Here is a 17,330-nt window from a genome sequence, read left to right on the forward strand (position 1 = left end):
CTCCTTCCGGGACTCCCCCGGGAACCGGCCCACTGAACCGTCGTACGAGGAGGAGAAGACATGGCGGAGCCCACGCCGCGTCGGCACGAACCGCGGCTACGCCCCGCGCCCCTGCTCTTCGAGCCGGCGGAGGCGGCCGGCGATCCCGAGCACTTCTTCGATCTGGAGTCGATCGACGATCCGCGGGCGTTGCTGTCGCGGGCGACGGAGTTGGCGCAGGCGTTTCGGGCTGCGGCGGACCGGGCCGTGGAGTTCCAGGCGATCGCGGCGGCCCAGCTCGCCGATCCTCGGCGGTTCGATCGGTTGACCTCGGCGGATATCGCGGAGCGGGCCGAGTGGACCGAGGACTATGCGAAGAAGATGGTCGAGTTCGGGCGGGATCTGTTGCGGGGGCGGGACGTCAGTGGGCCGGAGACCATCTGAGCGGGGGGCTGCAACCGGGGCTGTAGGTGATCCGGCGCCAGGGCCGGCCGGCGTCGGAGGCGCTTGCCGGCGCTGACAGGGTGCCGCTGCGCCCACCCTTCCCCACTCCCGCAGCCAGGACCGGAGGGTCGGCAGCCGCGTCGGCGGCATGGCTGCCTGTGGTTGGGGCGGCCGGGATACTCGGCGCGAAACGCCGTTTGGCATATGCCGGGTGGGCAAGATACCCCACTTACCCATCTCTCGTATCAGTTTCCGGCAACCGCTCGGGGTCGGGCGGTCACGGGCGGTAGATCTAGGTGCATGAGCAGTGGAGTGGGGTCGGGCAGGTATCCGCAGGACGGGGCCGATGTCGCGGGGGTCACGATGGAGGGGGCGGCTTGGCTGGCCTCGGCAGGGCCACATCCGTGGGGTGCGTCGACGTTGCGGGAGGAGCGGCCGGCCACGCCGGTGGCACTGCCGTGCGGAACCGTGTTCGACGTCGTCAGCGTGCCGGCGATCTTCGGGCGGCGGATGCTCGACCGGATATGGGGCGAGGGGCCCGGCTCCGGACCGGTGGCCGTGCACCGCGGGCGGATGCTGCTGTTCGCCTCCCCCGGCACCGCCCAGCGGCTGCCCACCCTCCTGGAGTGGGAGGAGTGGGGCTCGCCCGGCCGCACCGGCGCCGTCCCGCCGCTCCTCTGCCACGGCACCGGTGACACCGTGACCGTCCCGGCCCTGCTCAGCACCGGTGACGGCACGCCGGAGGCGCCCGGCACCACCCGGCTCGGATCCCGCTGGCTCGTCGCGCCGGACACCCGGCGACCTTGGCTTCCGGGACCTGACGTACTGCTCTGGGCGGCCGTCCGGGCGGCCCGTGCGAGCACCTCCGCGACCGTGCGCGTATCGATTTTTCCTCCCGCCGATCAGGGTGCTAAGGTCTACGACGTCAGCAGGCGCCGCTAGCTCAGTTGGTTAGAGCAGCTGACTCTTAATCAGCGGGTCCGGGGTTCGAGTCCCTGGCGGCGCACGACACGAAAGAAGCCCCTCGCGAAAGCGAGGGGCTTCTTTCGTGCCCCGACATCCAACAGCCGGTCCGACACCTCACACCACCGGTTCACCGCCGCCCGTCGTGATCTGCACCGTCCACGCCCCGGACGCCGTCCGCCCCTCCACCACCACCCGGACGGCCTCCCCCGGCACCGTGAAGCTCTCACCCGTGCCCACCGGGGCGTCCGCGAGGGGCGGGTAGACGGACTCCTCCCAGCAGGCCTCGGTGCGGGGGTGTGCGTCGATGACCTCGATGGGGCCGGTGCCGGACTCGGCGCCGCTGCGGATGCGGTAGACGAGGACGCCCTGGGTGCAGACGGAGCCGTCGTTGCCGACCGCGCCCCGCGCCTCGATGCCGAGGGCGCTGTCGGGGCCGGTGGGGACGACCGCCAGCTTCGTACCCCGGCCGACGCCGAAGGCCCACGCCCCGGCCGCGCCACCGCCACCGGAGCCGACCTCTGAACCGGCACCGACGCCGTCACCGCCGCCCGCGGGCCGCCCACCGCCGCCCGCCTTCCCGACCTCGCCGCTCTCCCCCTCGTACCTGCCCTTCGGTCCCGCCCCCACCGCCTCCAGCGTCAACCGTGTGCTCCCGGTCCCCCGTACGCACGTCACCTGGCGCGGTTCCAGCCATCCGAGCTTCCACTTGTGCCAGGCGAAGAGGTCCGGGGCGAGGGCGAACTGGCTGCCCATGAGGTCCCAGTCGCCGACATGGGTGTCCCAGTCGCCCTTGCCGTCGGAGGGGCGGTGGTAGAGGTCGGGGAGGTCGAAGACATGACCGGTCTCGTGGGCGAGGACGAGACGGTCCGGCGGGTGCCGCTCGAACACGGTGACGACTCGGCGCAGGCCCGTGCCGTCGACCTCCAGCGGGGTTTCGAGGTTGACCACTTTCGTCGCGTCCGAGTCCACGCCGGGCGCGTGCGGGTCGGCGACGAAGTACACGATGTCGAAGCGGGAGAAGTCGACGCGCGGGTCGGCCGTCGCGAGCGCGTCCTTGAGGTAGGCGGCCCGGTGCTCCGCGTTCCAGTCACGCCGTATGGCGTACGCCGTCGAGGGCCGCGGCATCTCCAGCCACTCGCGGCGCGGATGGGGACGGAGAACGAACTTTCCGTACGAAGCACGTTCGAAGAATTCACTGGTGGCCGGAAAGTGATCGGCGGTCAGCTCGGCCGGAGTGGTGAGCGGGGCCGCGTCAGGGAATGACAAGAAGACAAGTACGGCGTCGAGGTCGCGGGTGGGGCGTGGATACGAGGAGTTCCAGGTGTCGAGACCCTCCGAGTGGTGGGCCTGGGTGCGCCGCAGCGCGCACGCCTCCGACAGCGGTACGGCGACCGAGGGGGCCGCGATCAGCGAGGTCGCCGCGAGCGCGGTCAGGGAGGTGAGCATGGCCGCTGTACTGCGCAGACTGGGCGCCCGGTCGCCGAGGAGTCCCTTCCAGGGGAGCGGACGCTGCACGGAGACCTCCGGATGCGGATCTTGGGAACACCGCATCCAGGTTTTCGGCATTTGTAGTACTTCGCCCTGTTTGTCTACACCAGAAGAGTGAGAGGGAAGGACGAGGAGGAGTCGCATGGTCTCCGGTGGTCGAAACCCCGGACAATCACGGAACGTCACAACCGATCGACGGAGCGGGGAAGCCGTTCAGCTCGGGGCAGAAACGATCTGTCAGATCAGGTCGTTGTTCAGGGAGACTGGAGAGTGGCTAGAAGGCCCTGGGGCCAGCCTCTATGATCGGCACACTTTCCTGCACGGACACGGCTTCAGCGCCCGTACGTACTTCGTTCGGCCGCTCCGACGAGACACATGAGATCCGTACGAAAACGAGTGCACTGCGGGAGCGAACGGTGAGCGGAACGTCCCAAGGGCCGGCGCCCGCGGCAGATCTCGTCCGGCCGGCGGTTACAGAGCGTCACGTCAATGCGTCAGATCAGTCGTCGGCGGAGAGTCCCACCACCCCCGCCGCCTTCTCCGTCGCGCCGCTCGCGATGGCCGTCGTCGACCGGGACGGGCTTGTCGTCACCGCCAACGGGGCGATGGGGACACTGCTCGCGGTCGGCGCGGACACGCTGGTGGGGCGGGTGGCCGCCGAGTTGGTGGATCTGGCCTCGGACACCCGCACCTGGCACGCGTACCGCGAGGTGCTGCGCGGACGGCAGGCCCGGCTGCGCTGTACGCGCCGTCTCAAACAGCCCGACGGGACCTGGTTGTGGGTCCAGGTGTCGGTGGCGCCGCTGCCCGAGGAGGAGCAGGCGGTGCTGCTCTCGGTCGCCGACATCAGCGCCAACCGCCAGCTCCAGGCCCGGCTCCGCCATCTGCAGATGCACGACCCGGTGACCAGGCTCCCCAACCGCACCCTCTTCTTCGAACAGCTCTCCACCGCCCTCGATCGGGACGCCTACGACGAGGCGGGCACCGGCCGGATCGGCCTGGTCTATCTGGACCTGGACGGCTTCAAGGCGGTCAACGACACCCTCGGCCACAACGTCGGCGACCGGCTCCTCACGGCCGTCGCCGAGCGGCTCACCCGGTGTGCCGACGAGGCCGCCCTTCACCGGACGGCCGGCTCGGCGGCCGGGGCACCGCTGGTGGCCAGGCTCGGCGGCGACGAGTTCGCGCTGCTCGTCGAGGACTCCACCGGCACGGAACAACTCGCCGACCTGGCCGACTCCGTCCTGAAGGCCTTGCAGGCGCCCTTCGAGCTGGCCGGTCAGCGGCTGTCCGTCTCCGCCTCGATCGGGGTCGTCGAACGGCAGTCGGCGAGCACGACGGCGACCGGGCTGATGCAGGCCGCCGACACGACGCTGTACTGGGCGAAAGCCGACGGCAAGTCCCGCTGGACGCTGTTCGACCCCGAGCGCAACGCCCACCGGATGACCCGCCAGGCCCTGTCCTCGACGCTGCGGGCTGCCGTCGGGCGGGGTGAGTTCGTCCTGGAGTACCAGCCGCTGGTGGGCATGGCGGAGGGCGAGGTGCGCGGGGTCGAGGCGCTGGTGCGCTGGCATCACCCGCAGTTCGGCCTGTTGACGCCGAATCGGTTCATCTCACTGGCCGAGGAGGACGGTTCGATCGTCCAGCTCGGCCGATGGATTCTGGCCACCGCCTGCCGGCAGGCCCGCCGCTGGCAGATCGACCACCCCGACCGGCCGCCGATCTTCGTCAGTGTGAACGTGGCCGTCCGCCAGGTGTGGGACTCCGACCTGGTCGCCGACGTCGCCGAGATCCTCGCGGAGACCGGCCTCGCCCCGCACCTGCTCCAGCTGGAGCTCACCGAATCCGCGCTCATGGGCTCCGCCGGCCGCCCCCTCCAGGCCCTCAAGGCCCTCAGCGACATGGGCGTACGCATCGCCATCGACGACTTCGGCACCGGGTACTCCAACCTCGCGTACCTCAGTCGGCTGCCGGTGTCGGTGCTGAAGCTCGACGGGGCCTTCGTACGGGGGTTCCAGTACGAGAGCCCGCAGGAGGGCGGGGCCGGGGACGACGGGCAGCCCAACCCCGCCGACGAGATCATCGTCGAGGCCCTCGTCCAGCTCGCCCATCGGCTCGGGCTCACCGTCACGGCGGAGGGCGTGGAGACCGACGCGCAGGCCTCCCGGCTGCGCCGGCTCGGCTGCGACACCGGGCAGGGGTGGCTGTACTCCCGCGCGGTGTCACCGGAACGGATCGCGGAGCTGCTGGGGGCGGCGGCCTGCCCTCAGGCCTGAGGAACGCCCCCGGCTCCCGGCAGGTCGTACGCGTCCGCGATCAGTTCGTACGAGCGCAGGCGCAGGTCCGCGCTGTGGGCGTGGGTGGTGAGCATCAGCTCGTCGGCGCCGGTGCGCTTCTGGAGGTCGTCGAGACGGGTGCGGACCTCGTCGACGGTGCCGTGGACGACGTCCGCGTTCCAGGAGTCGATGAAGTCCTGTTCGACCACGCTGAAGGCGTACGCCTCCGCCTCCTCCGGGGTCGGGACGAGGCCGGGGCGGCCGGTGCGCAGGCGGACCATGTTCAGGGCGGCGGCCCTGACCTGGCGGCGGGCCTCCTTCTCCTCGTCCGCGGCGAGGGCCGAGACGCCGATCAGCGCGTACGGGGCGTCGAGGACCGGTGAGGGGCGGAACGACTCGCGGTACAGGTCGAGGGCCGGGATCGTGTTCCGCGCGGAGAAGTGGTGCGCGAAGGCGAAGGGGAGGCCGAGGGAGCCGGCCAGGCGGGCGCTGAAGCCGGAGGAGCCGAGCAGCCAGATCGGGGGGCGGTGCGGGGACTGGACGCCGCCGGGTGAGGTGGCCTGGATCGGGCCCGGAACCGCGTGGATACGGCGGTAGGGGTGGCCGTCGGGGAAGTCGTCGTCCAGGAAGCGGGTCAGCTCCGCGAGCTGCTCGGGGAAGTCGTCGGCGCCCTCGTGGAGGGAGGTCGAGCGGCGCAGGGCGGCGGCGGTGGCGCCGTCCGTGCCGGGGGCTCGGCCGAGGCCGAGGTCGACGCGGCCGGGGGCCATGGCTTCGAGGGTGCCGAACTGCTCCGCGATGACCAGGGGGGCGTGGTTGGGGAGCATCACGCCGCCTGAGCCGAGGCGGATGCGGGTGGTGTGAGCGGCCAGGTGGGCGAGGATCACCGCGGGGGAGGACGAGGCGACGCCGGGCATCGAGTGGTGTTCCGCCACCCAGTAGCGGTGGAATCCGCGGCGCTCGGCCTGGCGGGCGAGGTCCACGCTGGTGCGAAGGGCGTCTGTGGCTGTACGACCGGCGCCCACGGTGACCAGATCGAGGACGGAGAGGGCTACAGGGGCGGTGCCTTGCGCGTCGCCTCGTATCTCGTCTGTGGTCACGGTGGGGCCTCCTGCGGTGCGGCGGTGGGGTACGGAGTGCGGTAACAGGAGGGGGGCTCCGGTTATTCCCCGGGGCTGTGGATTGCCCGTGGCTGGTCGCGCGGTCCCCCGCGCCCCTTGGGGCGCGGGGTGTGGGCCGGTGGTCACACCTGCACGATCGGCTCTCGTGTGAACAAGGTCCCCAGCTCGGGAGCGTTCACCCTCCTGTCTGCCAGCCTCAGGGCCTCCCAGACGCTCACCTGGTTGGCGGTGAGGACCGGTTTGCCCCGCTCCTTCTCCAGGGTGGGGATGTGGGAGGCGGTGTGGAGGGCCGTGTCCGGCAGCAGCAGCGCGTCCGCGTCCGGATGGTCGGCGGATCGGGCCAGGGCGAGGGTGTCGTCGAGGGTCCAGGTGCCGACCTCCGCCGCCGTGATGATGCCCGCGCCTCGTACGGACAGGACCTCCACGCCCGCCGCCGCCAGGAAGTCCACGAACAGCTGAGCCACGTCGTCGGGATAGGTCGCGGCCACGGCGACCCGGGTGGCACCGATCTCCCGGGCCGCGTGGGCGAAGGCGAAGGAGGTGGACGAGGCGGGCAGGCCGGCGGTGCGGGCGAGGGTGCGGATCTGGTCGTGGGCGCCTTCGTAGCCGTAGACGAAACTGCCGCTGGTGCAGGCCCAGACGACGGCCTCCGCGCCGGACAGGCGGAGGGCCTCGCAGCCGGCGGCGAGCCGTTCGTGGGCGCCCATCTCGCGCAGCGCGTCCACCCGGTGCGCGTCCTCGCCGATGTCGGTGTGCACCACGTCCAACCGGATGTCGCTGCCCAGCAGTTGCTCCATACGCGGATAGTCGTCCTCGGCGGAGTGGCCCGGGTAGAGGAAACCGAGTGCGGTCATGCCCAACCTTCCTGTTCTTCCGGCAGTACCGGCGGTGGCGGAACGGGTCCCGCACCGAACGTCTGCCTGGCCGACTCGTCGAGCAGAGCCTGGTACGGACCCACCGCCCGGGTACCCAGGTGACGCAGTGCCGCCCATATCGTCACCTGGTTGGCCGAGAGAACGGGCATCCGCAGTTCCGCTTCGAGCTGGGGGATGACGTCGTACGTGGGGAGGTTGGTGCAGGAGATGAAGAGGGCGTCCGGCGTCGCCGTGCGCACCGCGCTGTGGGCCATGGCGACCACATCGTGGTACGGCACCTTCCAGATGTGCCGGACCAGGCCGAGCGAGGCGCGGCCGGTGACACTGATGCCCGCCTCGGCGAGGTACTCCTCCAGGGACTGGGTGACCGAGACGGTGTACGGGGTGACCAGGGCGATGCGGCGCGCGTTCACCTCGGCCAGTGCGGCCAGCATCGCGCCGGAGGTGGTGACGGCGTGCGCGGCGCCCGCGCGGGTCATCGCCTCGCCCATCGCGCGCTCCCCCGCGACCCCGCCGACGAAGCTGCCGCTGGTGCAGGCGTAGGCCACGACCTCGGGCGCGACCTCGTTGAGGGCCCGTACCGCCTCGTGGAGCGTCTCGTGCTCGGAGACCAGCCGGGCCAGGTCGAGGCTCACCTCGACCGGGACGTACGGCGTCCGGGTGAGGTGGAGGGAGACGTCGTCCGGGACCCAGCGCCACAGCTCGCGGTCGAGGGCGAAATCGAACGGGGCGATGACTCCGACGCCGCGCTGCGGCCGGGGTCCACCGAGGAAGGAGACGTTCATGACAGCCACCGGCCTCACGGAGAGAGATGTGCGGACGACAGACCGTGCGCAAGTCCGTGTTGACGAAGGTAGGTTCGGGTGCGAGCGTGGTCAATCAGTGCATGTCACACGCATCCCGCGGGGCCGGTACAGCAGCTTCCGCTTGTGAGTGGAGCCGCTTCGGCCTGTGAGCGGAGCAGCTTCCGCTTGTGAGTGGAGCCGCTTCAGCTCGTGATTGGTTGCTTACGCTTGTGATTGGTTGCTTACGCCTATGACATCGTCGCACCGACCGAACCTCCTCGTCCTCGACACCGAGCCGCGTCCCCGGCTCGGGCGGCTCACCGGGCGGGCGACGATCGAGTACGCCGACGCCTCGACGCTCGCCGAGCGGCTGCCGTACGCCGATGTGCTGCTCGTGTGGGACTTCGCCTCCCGCGCGGTGCGGGACGCCTGGCCGGGCGACGGGCCGCGGCCGCGCTGGGTGCACACGGCCAGTGCGGGCGTGGACCATCTGCTGTGCCCCGAACTCGCCGCCGCCGAGGAGACGGTGGTCACGAACGCGCGCGGGGTGTTCGAGGCACCGATCGCCGAGTACGTCGCTGCGCTCGTCCTTGCCATGGCCAAGGACCTGCCGCGCACCTGGGAGTTGCAGGGGCGGCGGGAGTGGCGGCACCGGGAGGCGTTGCGGGTGGCGGGCGGCCGGGCCTGCGTGGTGGGGTCCGGGCCGATCGGGCGGGCGATCGCGCGCTGCCTGAAGGCCCTCGGCATCCACACGGCCCTGGTCGGCCGGGTCGCGCGCGTCGGCGTCCACGGTCCCGAGGAACTCGACCGGCTGCTGGCCCGCGCCGACTGGGTGATCGCGGCCGCGCCGCTGACGGAGGCCACGTACGGCATGTTCGACGCCCGGCGGTTCGGGGTCATGCAGCCGTCCGCGCGGTTCGTCAATGTGGGGCGCGGGCAGCTCGTGGTGGAGGACGCGCTCGTCGAGGCGCTGCGGAAGCGGTGGATCGCGGGGGCGGCGCTGGATGTCTTCGAGCGCGAGCCGCTGGGCCCGGACGACCCGCTGTGGGAGGTGCCCGGGCTGATTGTCTCGCCCCACATGAGCGGGGACACGGTGGGGTGGCGGGACGAACTCGGCGCCCAGTTCGTGGAGTTGTTCGGGCTGTGGGAGGCGGGCAAGCCGCTGCCCAACGTGGTCGACAAGCAGCGCGGGTACGTGCCCGGGCACTGAACTCCCCTGGAGGGGCCGGATGTCGGAGCTGGCGCAACTGACGGAGCTGTCCGCCGTACGACTGGTCGAGGGGTACCGCAAGGCTGAGTTCAGCCCGGTGGACGTGGCGCGCGCTGCTCTGGAGCGGGCCGAGCGGGTGCAGCCGGACGTGAACGCCTTCGTGCGCATCGACACCGAGACGGCGCTCGCGCAGGCCCGGGAGTCGGAGGGGCGCTGGCGGCGCGGGGAACCGGCCGGGGCGGTGGACGGGGTGCCGGTCACGGTGAAGGACATCCTGCTGATGCGGGGCGGGCCGACCCTGAAGGGCTCCAAGACCATTTCAGCGCGGGGGAGTTGGGACGAGGACGCGCCGTCCGTGGCCCGGCTGCGGGAGCAGGGTGCCGTCTTCCTCGGCAAGACCACGACTCCCGAGTTCGGCTGGAAGGGCGTCACCGACTCACCGTTGAGCGGGGTGACGCGGAATCCGTACGACCTCTCGCGTACGGCCGGGGGTTCCAGCGGGGGTGCGGCGGCGGCCGTGGCGCTCGGGGCCGGGCCGCTGGCGCTGGGCACGGACGGGGGTGGCAGCGTCCGTATCCCGGCCGCCTTCTGCGGGGTGTTCGGGCTGAAGCCGACGTACGGGAGGGTGCCGCTGTATCCCGCGAGTGCCTTCGGCACGCTGGCCCATGTGGGGCCGCTGACCCGGGACGCGGCGGATGCCGCGCTGTTGCTGGACGTCATCGGCGGACCCGACGCGCGGGACTGGTCGGCGCTCGCACCCGCGCCGGGGTCCTTCGTGGACGCGCTCTCCGGTGGGGTGCGGGGGCTCCGGGTCGCGTACTCCGCGTCGCTGGGCGGGCAGGTCGCCGTACAACCCGGCGTCGCCCTCGCCGTGCGGCGGGCCGTGGAGGGGCTCGCCGGGCTCGGGGCGTACGTCACCGAGGCCGACCCCGATTTCTCCGAGCCCGTCGAGGCGTTCCACACGCTGTGGTTCAGCGGGGCGGCGCGGGTGACGCAGCGGCTCGGGCCGCATCAGCGGGAGGTGCTGGATCCCGGGTTGCGGGAGATCCGGGCGATCGGGGCGCGGCTCTCCGCGCTGGACTATCTGGCCGCGGTGGATGTCCGGATGGATCTCGGGCGGCGGATGGGGGCGTTCCATGAGCGGTACGACGTGCTGGTCACGCCCACGTTGCCGGTGACCGCGTTCGAGGCGGGGGTGGAGGTGCCGCGAGGGTCGGGGCACCGGCGCTGGACCGGCTGGACGCCGTTCACCTACCCCTTCAACCTGACGCAGCAGCCTGCGGCGAGTGTTCCCGTGGGCCTGGACGGGGACGGGCTGCCGGTGGGACTTCAGGTGGTCGCGGCCCGGCACCGGGACGACCTGGTGCTGCGGGTGGCGCATGCGTTGTATGAGGCGGGGTTTGCAACTGCTCGTTGAGGAGCGCGAACGAGGTCGTATTAGCTCGATCGTGTGATGGTCGACTTCCGGGCTTGCGATGTTCTGGGCCGTTCGGTCTAGGTGGTCGCACGATCTGGGCCGCCGGGTACGGCGTCGGCGTGCGGGGCCCCCGCTCCACCGGAGTGATGGTTCGGGGCCTCTCCGTCGCCTCTGGCTGTACCCACATGGCCAGGTCGCACAGGGAACCGGCCTCCCGGGCCCGGACCACGGACAGGATCCGTGTCGCCGCCCCGGGGCTGAGTACGCCGGGGACCTGGAGGTACCTCCCACGCCCTTAACTTGTTTTTTATCTACCAAGATCTTCCGGGCTTGCCGATGGCCTTGAGGGTCTCGGGGCGTTTGACGGTCTTGCCGACGTCGTAGCGGGGTGCCCGGTGCTTGTTCTTGGCACCGGGTGGCCTTCCGGGGCCGGCTCCTCGGGGTTTGGGAACACGGGCCGGGCAGGCGAGGTGAGCGCGGATGTTCCTGAACCCTCGGCGGACCCGGGCCGGGGTGAGCCGGTCGGAGGCGGTGGGTTTCTCCCAGGGCCGGCGGAGGTCCGCGGCGAGGGGCCGGGTGAGCCGGAGCTGGGTGTGGGCGACGATCAGGATCCAGGTCCAGCGGTCCGCGGCTTCGGGGGTGCGGAGCTTCGGGGTGGTCCAGCCCAGGGTCTGCTTCGCGAAGCGGAAGGTGTGCTCCAGGTCGAAGCGGCGGAGAAATGCCTGCCAGAAGCGGTCCACGTCGTCCGGTGTGGCGCCGGTCTTGGAGGACCATAACCACACCGGCGGGGCATCCCGGTCCTTCGACAGATGCTCGACCTTCAACCGCATCAACGTTCCCTCGACCAGGGGAAGTTCACCATCATGGTCAAGCCATGAGGAACGGTGAGTGAGTCGGGGGTGGACCCGGTCCCATGCCTGGGTCTCGGCCTTGCCGTAGTTGGTGGTGTCAGTGACCGTGGTGATCGCGGGCTCGGGCCAGGTCTCCGGCTTGGTGAAGCGGAACTCCGGACCGTGCTTGGGCGGCCGGCCGTTGACGCCGTGCATCCTCGGTGGCTTCGGCAGCCGCATCACGCGGTCGGAGCGGACGCGGCCGACCATCTCGACCGGCAGATCGCGCAGGACCCAGGCCAGGCGGGTGACGTCGTAGCCGGCGTCGCTGACGATCACGATGGCCGGGTTCCCGGCCTGCCACTGGCCCGCGGCAATGAGCCGCTCGACGACACCTCGTAGCTGGGCGGCGGTGATCGCCGTCGCGTCGTCCGTCGGTCCGAGCCGGACCGCGTCCAGGATCGCGGTCCAGGACGTGGCGCCCGGCTCCAGCACGGCCACGAAGGAGTAGGGCCAGCCCGGGATGAACTGCGACGCAGTCTTCGCGCGACCGTAGACGTGGCAGAACAGGCGCTCTGCCGAGCACGGGGCGTCCGAGCGGAGCCACGGCGACACGTCGACCGCCAGGACCAGGCGCCCGCCATCGAAACGCGGCAGCGGCAGGCCGGCCAGCACCGTCCGCAGCCGGTCGACGTCGATCCGGCCGTGGTTCAGGCCGCCGTACATCGCTCCGTGCCCACGACGATGCTCGGGCAACAGCGTCAAGTCCACCGGGGACTTCACAGCACCGTCCGCACACAGCACCGCGTCTGCCAGCTCGAACAACTCGTCGCGCCGGGCGGTCAGACACTCGTAGAACTCGCCCCGGAAGCGTGACGCTTCCGCGAACGCTTCCCTCCGGACAGCATCAGGCAGCAGACTCACCCTCACGGCCTTCGTCGTGGTCACGTGCACCTTGGTCGGAGCACAGGATCAGACGAAGGCCGCCCTCGCGTCCGGCGAACCCCCAGGTGAGCGACTCAGTTCGAGACACCATTCGAAGCCGGAAGAAAAAGAACAAGCTTAAGGCAGTGGGGGAGCGCCCAAGACCGTTCGGGGCGTGCGGCTGAACAGGCTCACCCCTGCTCAGCCCAAAGGAACGGTGGCTCCGGCCCACATGTGATCGGGTGCGGCTGCCCCGCAGGCGGGTTCGCGTCCGCCCCGCACCGGTCGGTGGGGGACGGACGCGTTCGGCGGGTCAGTCGCAGGCAAAGCCCCATGAATTGTTGGGACGCCAGGTCTTCTCGCCGGAGCCTGTGCCCCTCCAACTGAAGGTCGCCACCACGCCGAAAGTCTGCCGTGGCCAGTTACACGGGTTGACGGAGCTGGTGCCGGCCAAGTCCTCGGTGCCATGCCAGCCGTCGCCGTCCTTCGCGGTGCGCATCGTCACCCAGCCACTGGCAATGCTGAAGCGCTGAAGCTTCACGTTGGTGACCTTGACCTGGTAGCTGCCGCCACCGGCGACATCGGTGATCTTCGCCCGCGCTCGGTAGGTGTCGGCGGTCTCGTCCCACCAGACGGTGGCGCAGCGCTTGACTTGGGTGCCGTAGCACTCCCATGCGCTTTCCGCGGATGCCGACGACGGGGTGACGACGATCGACGCGCCAAGCGCCCCGGCGACCAACGCGCCGGTGGTGCCGAACCGGCCCACACGCTTGAGCCTCATGAAAACCCCTCCTGATGCGCCAATCGAAGATCTCTGGTTCTTCTTACGTGCCATCGGGCTTGGGCACCTGGACGCTCATCGTCCACCGCACAGTGTCCGGCGCCTCGATCGAGACTTGCCCCTTGCGTTTCGTGGAGAGGTTGAGTTCGTGTGCGTAGTAGCTGACTTCACCGCTCTTACAGTCGGTCGAGAAGGTCGCTACGGTTTCGACGACGACGTCGACCTTCGGCGATCCGGAATCAGCCACGCAATCGAGCGCAATCAATGTGACGCCCTTTGGCAGCGGAACTGCGCTGAATACGTCACTGCCACGCGTCGCCCCTTGGGACAGGACCTCCGTGAACCCCATCTCCAGTTCGGGCGCGGACAGCGCCGGTGGCGCCTTGGATACCGTGGGCGATGGGGTGCCTGTTCGGGAACCCCGGGTTTCCTCGCCACCGGTGCAGGCTGCGACCGCGGAGACGAAGGCTACGGCTGCCAAAAGCGCCACCGTCCGCCGCATCAGGAGTTGGTCTCCCAGTACCGGAAACCCTGCCTCTTGTTCGCCAGCTTCACGGTCGCGGTCTTCCGTTGCGACTTGCTGCAGTCAGGGAGCGTGAGGTACTTCTCCACCTTGGCCGTGTGCCCCTTCACCCCGTACTGCACGTTGCCGTACTTGCCCCTCCTGATCTCGCGCTCGTAGGAGTGGCTGGAAGTCCACGTAGCCTTGGCCTGGACGCCCGTGCTGACCTCCGCCTTCGCTTCGACGACAGCGGCCTTCACGCTCACCCCGACCGTGCCGCTGATCGACGTGCCCATCTCCCCTGCCTTGATCTTCGTGAGGGTCATCTTTCCGCCGGGCCCGTCCGAGTAGACGGGGCCCCTGCCGAAGAACGTGGACTTGTAGCCGTAGACGTTCTTCACCCATACCCTGTCGCACCTGCCAAACGTCCCCGCGTCCCCCGAGCCGGCTGCCGCAGCCGTGGACGGCGCGGCGAGAAAACCGCCGAGGAGGCCGGCCAGAAGAGCCCCGGCGGCCGCGGTCGACTTCGCGCGCCCTCTTCCGATTCTTGTCAATTCAGTCTCCACCTTCCGATTTTTGGGGCCAATTGCCCGAATTCCCCTTCGGGCGCCCGGTGTCGAAGATTACGGGGCGGGCCACAGAAGGGCATGTCACGCAAACACGTGACAACACCGGTGCGCCGCCCGCGTGTTGATCTAAGTTGGGAAGGATCCAGGTGGGGAGGCGGGTCTCGTCGGCATACGGGGGAAACGCTGTGAAGAACGCGGCCGAATTCCGAACTTTTCGTGGCGGAGACGTGAATTCCTTTGTGGAGGCGGCGTGTTGACGCAGGGGCCCGCTCAACTTCAGCTCCTGCGTAGGTCCGCACGTCTGTCCGCTGTCCTGAGAGCAGTCAGTGCCGTCGGAGCGACTCTCGTCGCCGTGGTCGGCTTCGCACCGCCCGCCCGCTCGGTCTGGGTGGCCGTCGCGGTCGTCGGACTGCTGCTGTGGAGCGGTCTGTTCACCGTTCTGACGCTCAGGCCGGAACCCCATCCCTGGCTCTACGCCGGTGATGTCGCCGTCGTTCTCGTGCTCTGCCTGGCGCAGGGCAACCTTGTCCCGGCCGAGGTCCTGGAAGCGAGTGCGGGCTCCGGATGGATCGACATGGTCGCCCGCACCGGCGTCTTCATCGCACAGTTCATGCTGCGGCAACCCCTGGCGATGGGAGCCGCGATCGCCATCGCGGCGGCTCACGCGGCGGGCGCCGGCGTACGAGACGCCTCCGTCGTCCTGGTGCTCCAGGGGCTGCTCGCCGCCGCTGTCGTGGTCCTGCTGCGACATGGAGCGCGCAGGGCGGACCTCGCGCTGTCCGAGGAGGCGTCGGCGCGTGCGTCGGCGCGGGCCCGGTCCGCCGCCCGCACCGACGAGCTGGACCAGCAGCGGCTGTTGCACGACACCGTGCTCGCCACGCTCACCATGGTGGGTACCGGCAGCATCACCCGTGACTCCGCCGCGCTGCCGGAACGGGCCGCGGCCGACTTGGCCGTCATCGAAGACCTGCGGGCACACCCCGGTGTGGCACGCACTGGGGCGCACGACCCCGCGCCGCTGGATGTCGCGCTGCGCACCGTCGTACTGACGCGCCGCGTCGGCCTCCCGGCACTGGACATCGAGTTCGACGTGCCGCCGCTGGACCTGCCCCACGAGGTCGTGGAAGCCGTCTCGCAAGGGGTCGCCGAGGCCCTGGCCAACGTGGCCCGGCACGCGAACACCCGCGCCGCCCGCGTCACGGCAAGACACGTCGGGGAGGGCGTCGCCGTCGAAGTCCGCGACAGCGGACGCGGCTTCGACCCTGCGGCTGTTCCCTCTCACCGGCGCGGCCTGCGGGAATCGGTCTACGGCCGGATGCGTGCCGTGGGCGGCAGCGCCCGGGCGGCATCGTCCCCCGGCGCCGGCACCCGGATCGTGCTGAGGTGGGAACCGTGACCGCCGACGTCGTCGAGGGCGTGGTCGCCACCCGCTTCGCCAAGGTTGTCAATATCGGGCTGGTGGCGATCGTCGGCGTCTGGCACCTGGGTCTGGACACCCTGCGGGTGCTCAGGGGCTGGCCGGAGTACGAGCCGCAGGCCGCCGCCGCGGGCGCCTGGCTGGCCCTCACGGTCATCCAGACGGCCGGTTCCGTCCTGCTGCTGCGTTCCGCGCTCAGCGGGCGCACCGCGCGGATGCTCGCGGGGGCGGCGCTGGTCGCCGGCATCGTCGCCGCCGCCGCGTACCCGCCGGGCGGGGCGATCAGCGACGTGAGCTGGGCGTGGAACACCGTGGGCTGGTTCGGCATGCTGCTTCTGATGCAGCGTCCGCTGTGGGAGCTGATCACCCTGCTCGGCGCCAACACGGCTGTCACGGTGGGCTTCCTGGCAGCCGACGGCGCGCTCGACCGCGTCACCGTCTCGCGTCTGCTGGCCGCGGTGTACGTCACCGCCGGTATCCAGTTGACCTTCGCGTATCTGGCACGACAGCTCAACGACGGTGCGAGGGAAGCCACCGAGATCGCTGCGGGGCAGGCGGAGCGCCTGGCCCGTGCGACCGCAGACGAGGCCGTGCACGCCGAGCGCCGGCGCCGCTACGAGTACCTGCGCATCAGAGTGGAACCGCTGCTGCGTGGTCTGGCGGAACGTCGACTGGACCCGGGGGACACCGTCGTACGTCAGCGCGCCGCCGTGGAGGCGGCACGCCTGCGGAGGCTGTTCGTGGAGACGGACGACACCCCGCACCCGCTCCTGCACGAACTGCGGGCCTGTGCCGATGTCGCCGAGCGGCGCGGCGTACGCGTGGCCGTGCTGAGCTACGGCGACCTGCCCGACCTGCCGGCGTCCGTCCGCCGGGAACTGGCGGAAGGGGCCCTGCTGGTCCTGGCCACCGCCGCCACCCGAGCCCGGGTGACCGTGGTGACGTCGCCCGAGGAAGTTGTGGTGAGCGTGGTGGCCGACGCCCCGCCGGAGACGCTCGTGGAATCGCCTGGCCCCCTCACCGTATCCTCCACATACGACCAGGAGGAGGACCAGTTGTGGTGGGAAACCCGATGGCCCGTACGACCGGCCCCCTGACCGTCGCCATCATCGACGATCACCCTGTCGTCATCGAAGGCATCCAGACCTGGCTGTCCGAGGAGCCGCGGATCTCGGTGGGGTACACCGGCGAGACCGCGGATGTGGAGCCCGGCGTCGCGGATGTCCTCATTCTCGATCTGAACCTGCACGGCAGACTCGTCATCGGCGATATCGCCACGCTGGCCGCGGCGGGTCAACGGGTCATCGCCTTCTCGCAGTTCACCGAGCAGCGAGTGGTGCTCGAATCGCTGGAGGCCGGCGCCTGCGAGTTCGTCGCGAAGAACGAGGGGCGGGCGCACCTGGTGAACACGGTGTTGGCGGCGGCGGGCGACAGGCCGTACGTCACGCCGACGGCTGCGGGCGTCCTCGTCGGTGATCGCGGCGCGAACAGGCCCAAGCTGTCCTCGCAGGAACGGACCGCGCTGCTGTGGTGGTTCCAGTCCATGTCGAAGGCCTCGGTCGCCCGGCGCATGGGTGTATCGGTTCACACTGTCGACGTCTACATCCGTCGGGCGCGAGTCAAGTACGCACAGGTCGGCAGGTCCGCACCGACGAAGGCGGACATGCTGGCCCGGGCGATCGAGGACGGCTTGGTGAAGCCCGACGACATCACGGGCTACGGGTCGGCGGCGGTCGGCGTGGGTTGACC

At 70.5% G+C, this 17,330-nt stretch carries 16 protein-coding genes and 1 tRNA gene; 9 read left to right on the forward strand and 8 right to left on the reverse strand.

Going from position 1 to position 17,330, the window contains the following annotated elements; genetic code table 11:
• Positions 1-60: 60 nt before the first annotated feature.
• The 3 genes from JIX55_RS19900 to JIX55_RS19910 all read left to right on the forward strand — a co-directional run bounded on the left by JIX55_RS19900 (position 61) and on the right by JIX55_RS19910 (position 1,429).
• On the forward strand, positions 61-423 hold the full coding sequence (locus JIX55_RS19900) for a hypothetical protein (RefSeq protein ID WP_257564657.1): 363 nt from the start codon (positions 61-63) through the stop codon (positions 421-423).
• Between the two features lie 300 nt (positions 424-723).
• Positions 724-1,365, forward strand: coding sequence for a hypothetical protein (locus JIX55_RS19905; protein ID WP_257564658.1), 642 nt, complete (start codon positions 724-726; stop codon positions 1,363-1,365).
• Positions 1,356-1,429: transfer RNA gene (locus JIX55_RS19910), tRNA-Lys, on the forward strand. The genes JIX55_RS19905 and JIX55_RS19910 overlap by 10 nt, the downstream gene beginning before the upstream one ends.
• 74 nt (positions 1,430-1,503) lie before the next feature.
• On the opposite strand, the gene JIX55_RS19915 is transcribed toward JIX55_RS19910, so the two are convergent.
• Complete coding sequence (locus JIX55_RS19915; RefSeq protein WP_257569396.1) at positions 1,504-2,940, reverse strand: M6 family metalloprotease domain-containing protein; 1,437 nt, start codon at positions 2,938-2,940, stop codon at positions 1,504-1,506.
• Between the two features lie 353 nt (positions 2,941-3,293).
• Here JIX55_RS19915 and JIX55_RS19920 point away from each other — a divergent pair, with 353 nt between their 5' ends.
• Positions 3,294-5,153, forward strand: a complete 1,860-nt coding sequence (locus JIX55_RS19920) for a putative bifunctional diguanylate cyclase/phosphodiesterase (RefSeq protein ID WP_257564659.1) — start codon at positions 3,294-3,296, stop codon at positions 5,151-5,153.
• Here the strand turns inward: JIX55_RS19920 and JIX55_RS19925 are convergent.
• From JIX55_RS19925 to JIX55_RS19935, 3 genes are all read right to left on the reverse strand, one after another.
• Positions 5,144-6,250 (reverse strand): LLM class flavin-dependent oxidoreductase, encoded by a 1,107-nt coding sequence (locus JIX55_RS19925; protein WP_257564660.1) that lies wholly within the window; start codon positions 6,248-6,250, stop codon positions 5,144-5,146. The two genes, JIX55_RS19920 and JIX55_RS19925, sit on opposite strands and share 10 nt — an antisense overlap.
• Before the next feature lie 143 nt (positions 6,251-6,393).
• Entirely contained in the window at positions 6,394-7,125 is a 732-nt protein-coding gene (locus JIX55_RS19930; RefSeq protein WP_257564661.1) for a maleate cis-trans isomerase family protein, read from the reverse strand.
• On the reverse strand, positions 7,122-7,931 hold the full coding sequence (locus tag JIX55_RS19935) for a maleate cis-trans isomerase family protein (protein ID WP_257564662.1): 810 nt from the start codon (positions 7,929-7,931) through the stop codon (positions 7,122-7,124). Before JIX55_RS19935 ends, JIX55_RS19930 begins: the two co-directional genes overlap by 4 nt.
• Positions 7,932-8,181: 250 nt before the next feature.
• Between JIX55_RS19935 and JIX55_RS19940 the strand changes: the two genes are divergently transcribed.
• On the forward strand, positions 8,182-9,141 hold the full coding sequence (locus tag JIX55_RS19940; RefSeq protein WP_257564663.1) for a D-2-hydroxyacid dehydrogenase: 960 nt from the start codon (positions 8,182-8,184) through the stop codon (positions 9,139-9,141).
• A 28-nt stretch (positions 9,142-9,169) separates the two neighbouring features.
• Positions 9,170-10,558 (forward strand): amidase, encoded by a 1,389-nt coding sequence (locus JIX55_RS19945; RefSeq protein WP_257569397.1) that lies wholly within the window; start codon positions 9,170-9,172, stop codon positions 10,556-10,558.
• 311 nt (positions 10,559-10,869) lie between these two features.
• On the opposite strand, the gene JIX55_RS19950 is transcribed toward JIX55_RS19945, so the two are convergent.
• The 4 genes from JIX55_RS19950 to JIX55_RS19965 form a co-directional block, all read right to left on the reverse strand.
• Entirely contained in the window at positions 10,870-12,312 is a 1,443-nt protein-coding gene (locus JIX55_RS19950) for an NF041680 family putative transposase (RefSeq protein WP_306820104.1), read from the reverse strand.
• 313 nt (positions 12,313-12,625) lie between these two features.
• Positions 12,626-13,093 carry a hypothetical protein gene (locus JIX55_RS19955; RefSeq protein WP_257564664.1) on the reverse strand — a complete coding sequence of 156 codons (468 nt, stop codon included), beginning with the start codon at positions 13,091-13,093 and terminating at the stop codon, positions 12,626-12,628.
• A gap of 43 nt (positions 13,094-13,136) precedes the next feature.
• Positions 13,137-13,595 (reverse strand): hypothetical protein, encoded by a 459-nt coding sequence (locus JIX55_RS19960; protein WP_257564665.1) that lies wholly within the window; start codon positions 13,593-13,595, stop codon positions 13,137-13,139.
• Positions 13,595-13,996, reverse strand: coding sequence for a hypothetical protein (locus JIX55_RS19965; protein WP_257564666.1), 402 nt, complete (start codon positions 13,994-13,996; stop codon positions 13,595-13,597). The genes JIX55_RS19960 and JIX55_RS19965 overlap by 1 nt, the downstream gene beginning before the upstream one ends.
• A gap of 520 nt (positions 13,997-14,516) precedes the next feature.
• On the opposite strand from JIX55_RS19965, the gene JIX55_RS19970 reads away from it, so the two are divergent.
• Genes JIX55_RS19970 through JIX55_RS19980 form a run of 3 tightly spaced genes read left to right on the forward strand, consistent with a single transcriptional unit; the run spans position 14,517 to position 17,328 of the window.
• A complete protein-coding gene (locus JIX55_RS19970) occupies positions 14,517-15,560 on the forward strand; it encodes a sensor histidine kinase (protein ID WP_257564667.1) in 1,044 nt (347 codons plus the stop codon).
• Positions 15,557-16,678, forward strand: coding sequence for a hypothetical protein (locus JIX55_RS19975; RefSeq protein ID WP_257564668.1), 1,122 nt, complete (start codon positions 15,557-15,559; stop codon positions 16,676-16,678). Before JIX55_RS19970 ends, JIX55_RS19975 begins: the two co-directional genes overlap by 4 nt.
• Positions 16,642-17,328, forward strand: coding sequence for a response regulator (locus JIX55_RS19980; RefSeq protein WP_257564669.1), 687 nt, complete (start codon positions 16,642-16,644; stop codon positions 17,326-17,328). Before JIX55_RS19975 ends, JIX55_RS19980 begins: the two co-directional genes overlap by 37 nt.
• The last annotated feature ends 2 nt before the right edge of the window (positions 17,329-17,330 follow it).

Origin of the sequence: Streptomyces sp. DSM 40750, from assembly GCF_024612035.1 — a bacterium.
Lineage (GTDB): Bacteria > Actinomycetota > Actinomycetes > Streptomycetales > Streptomycetaceae > Streptomyces.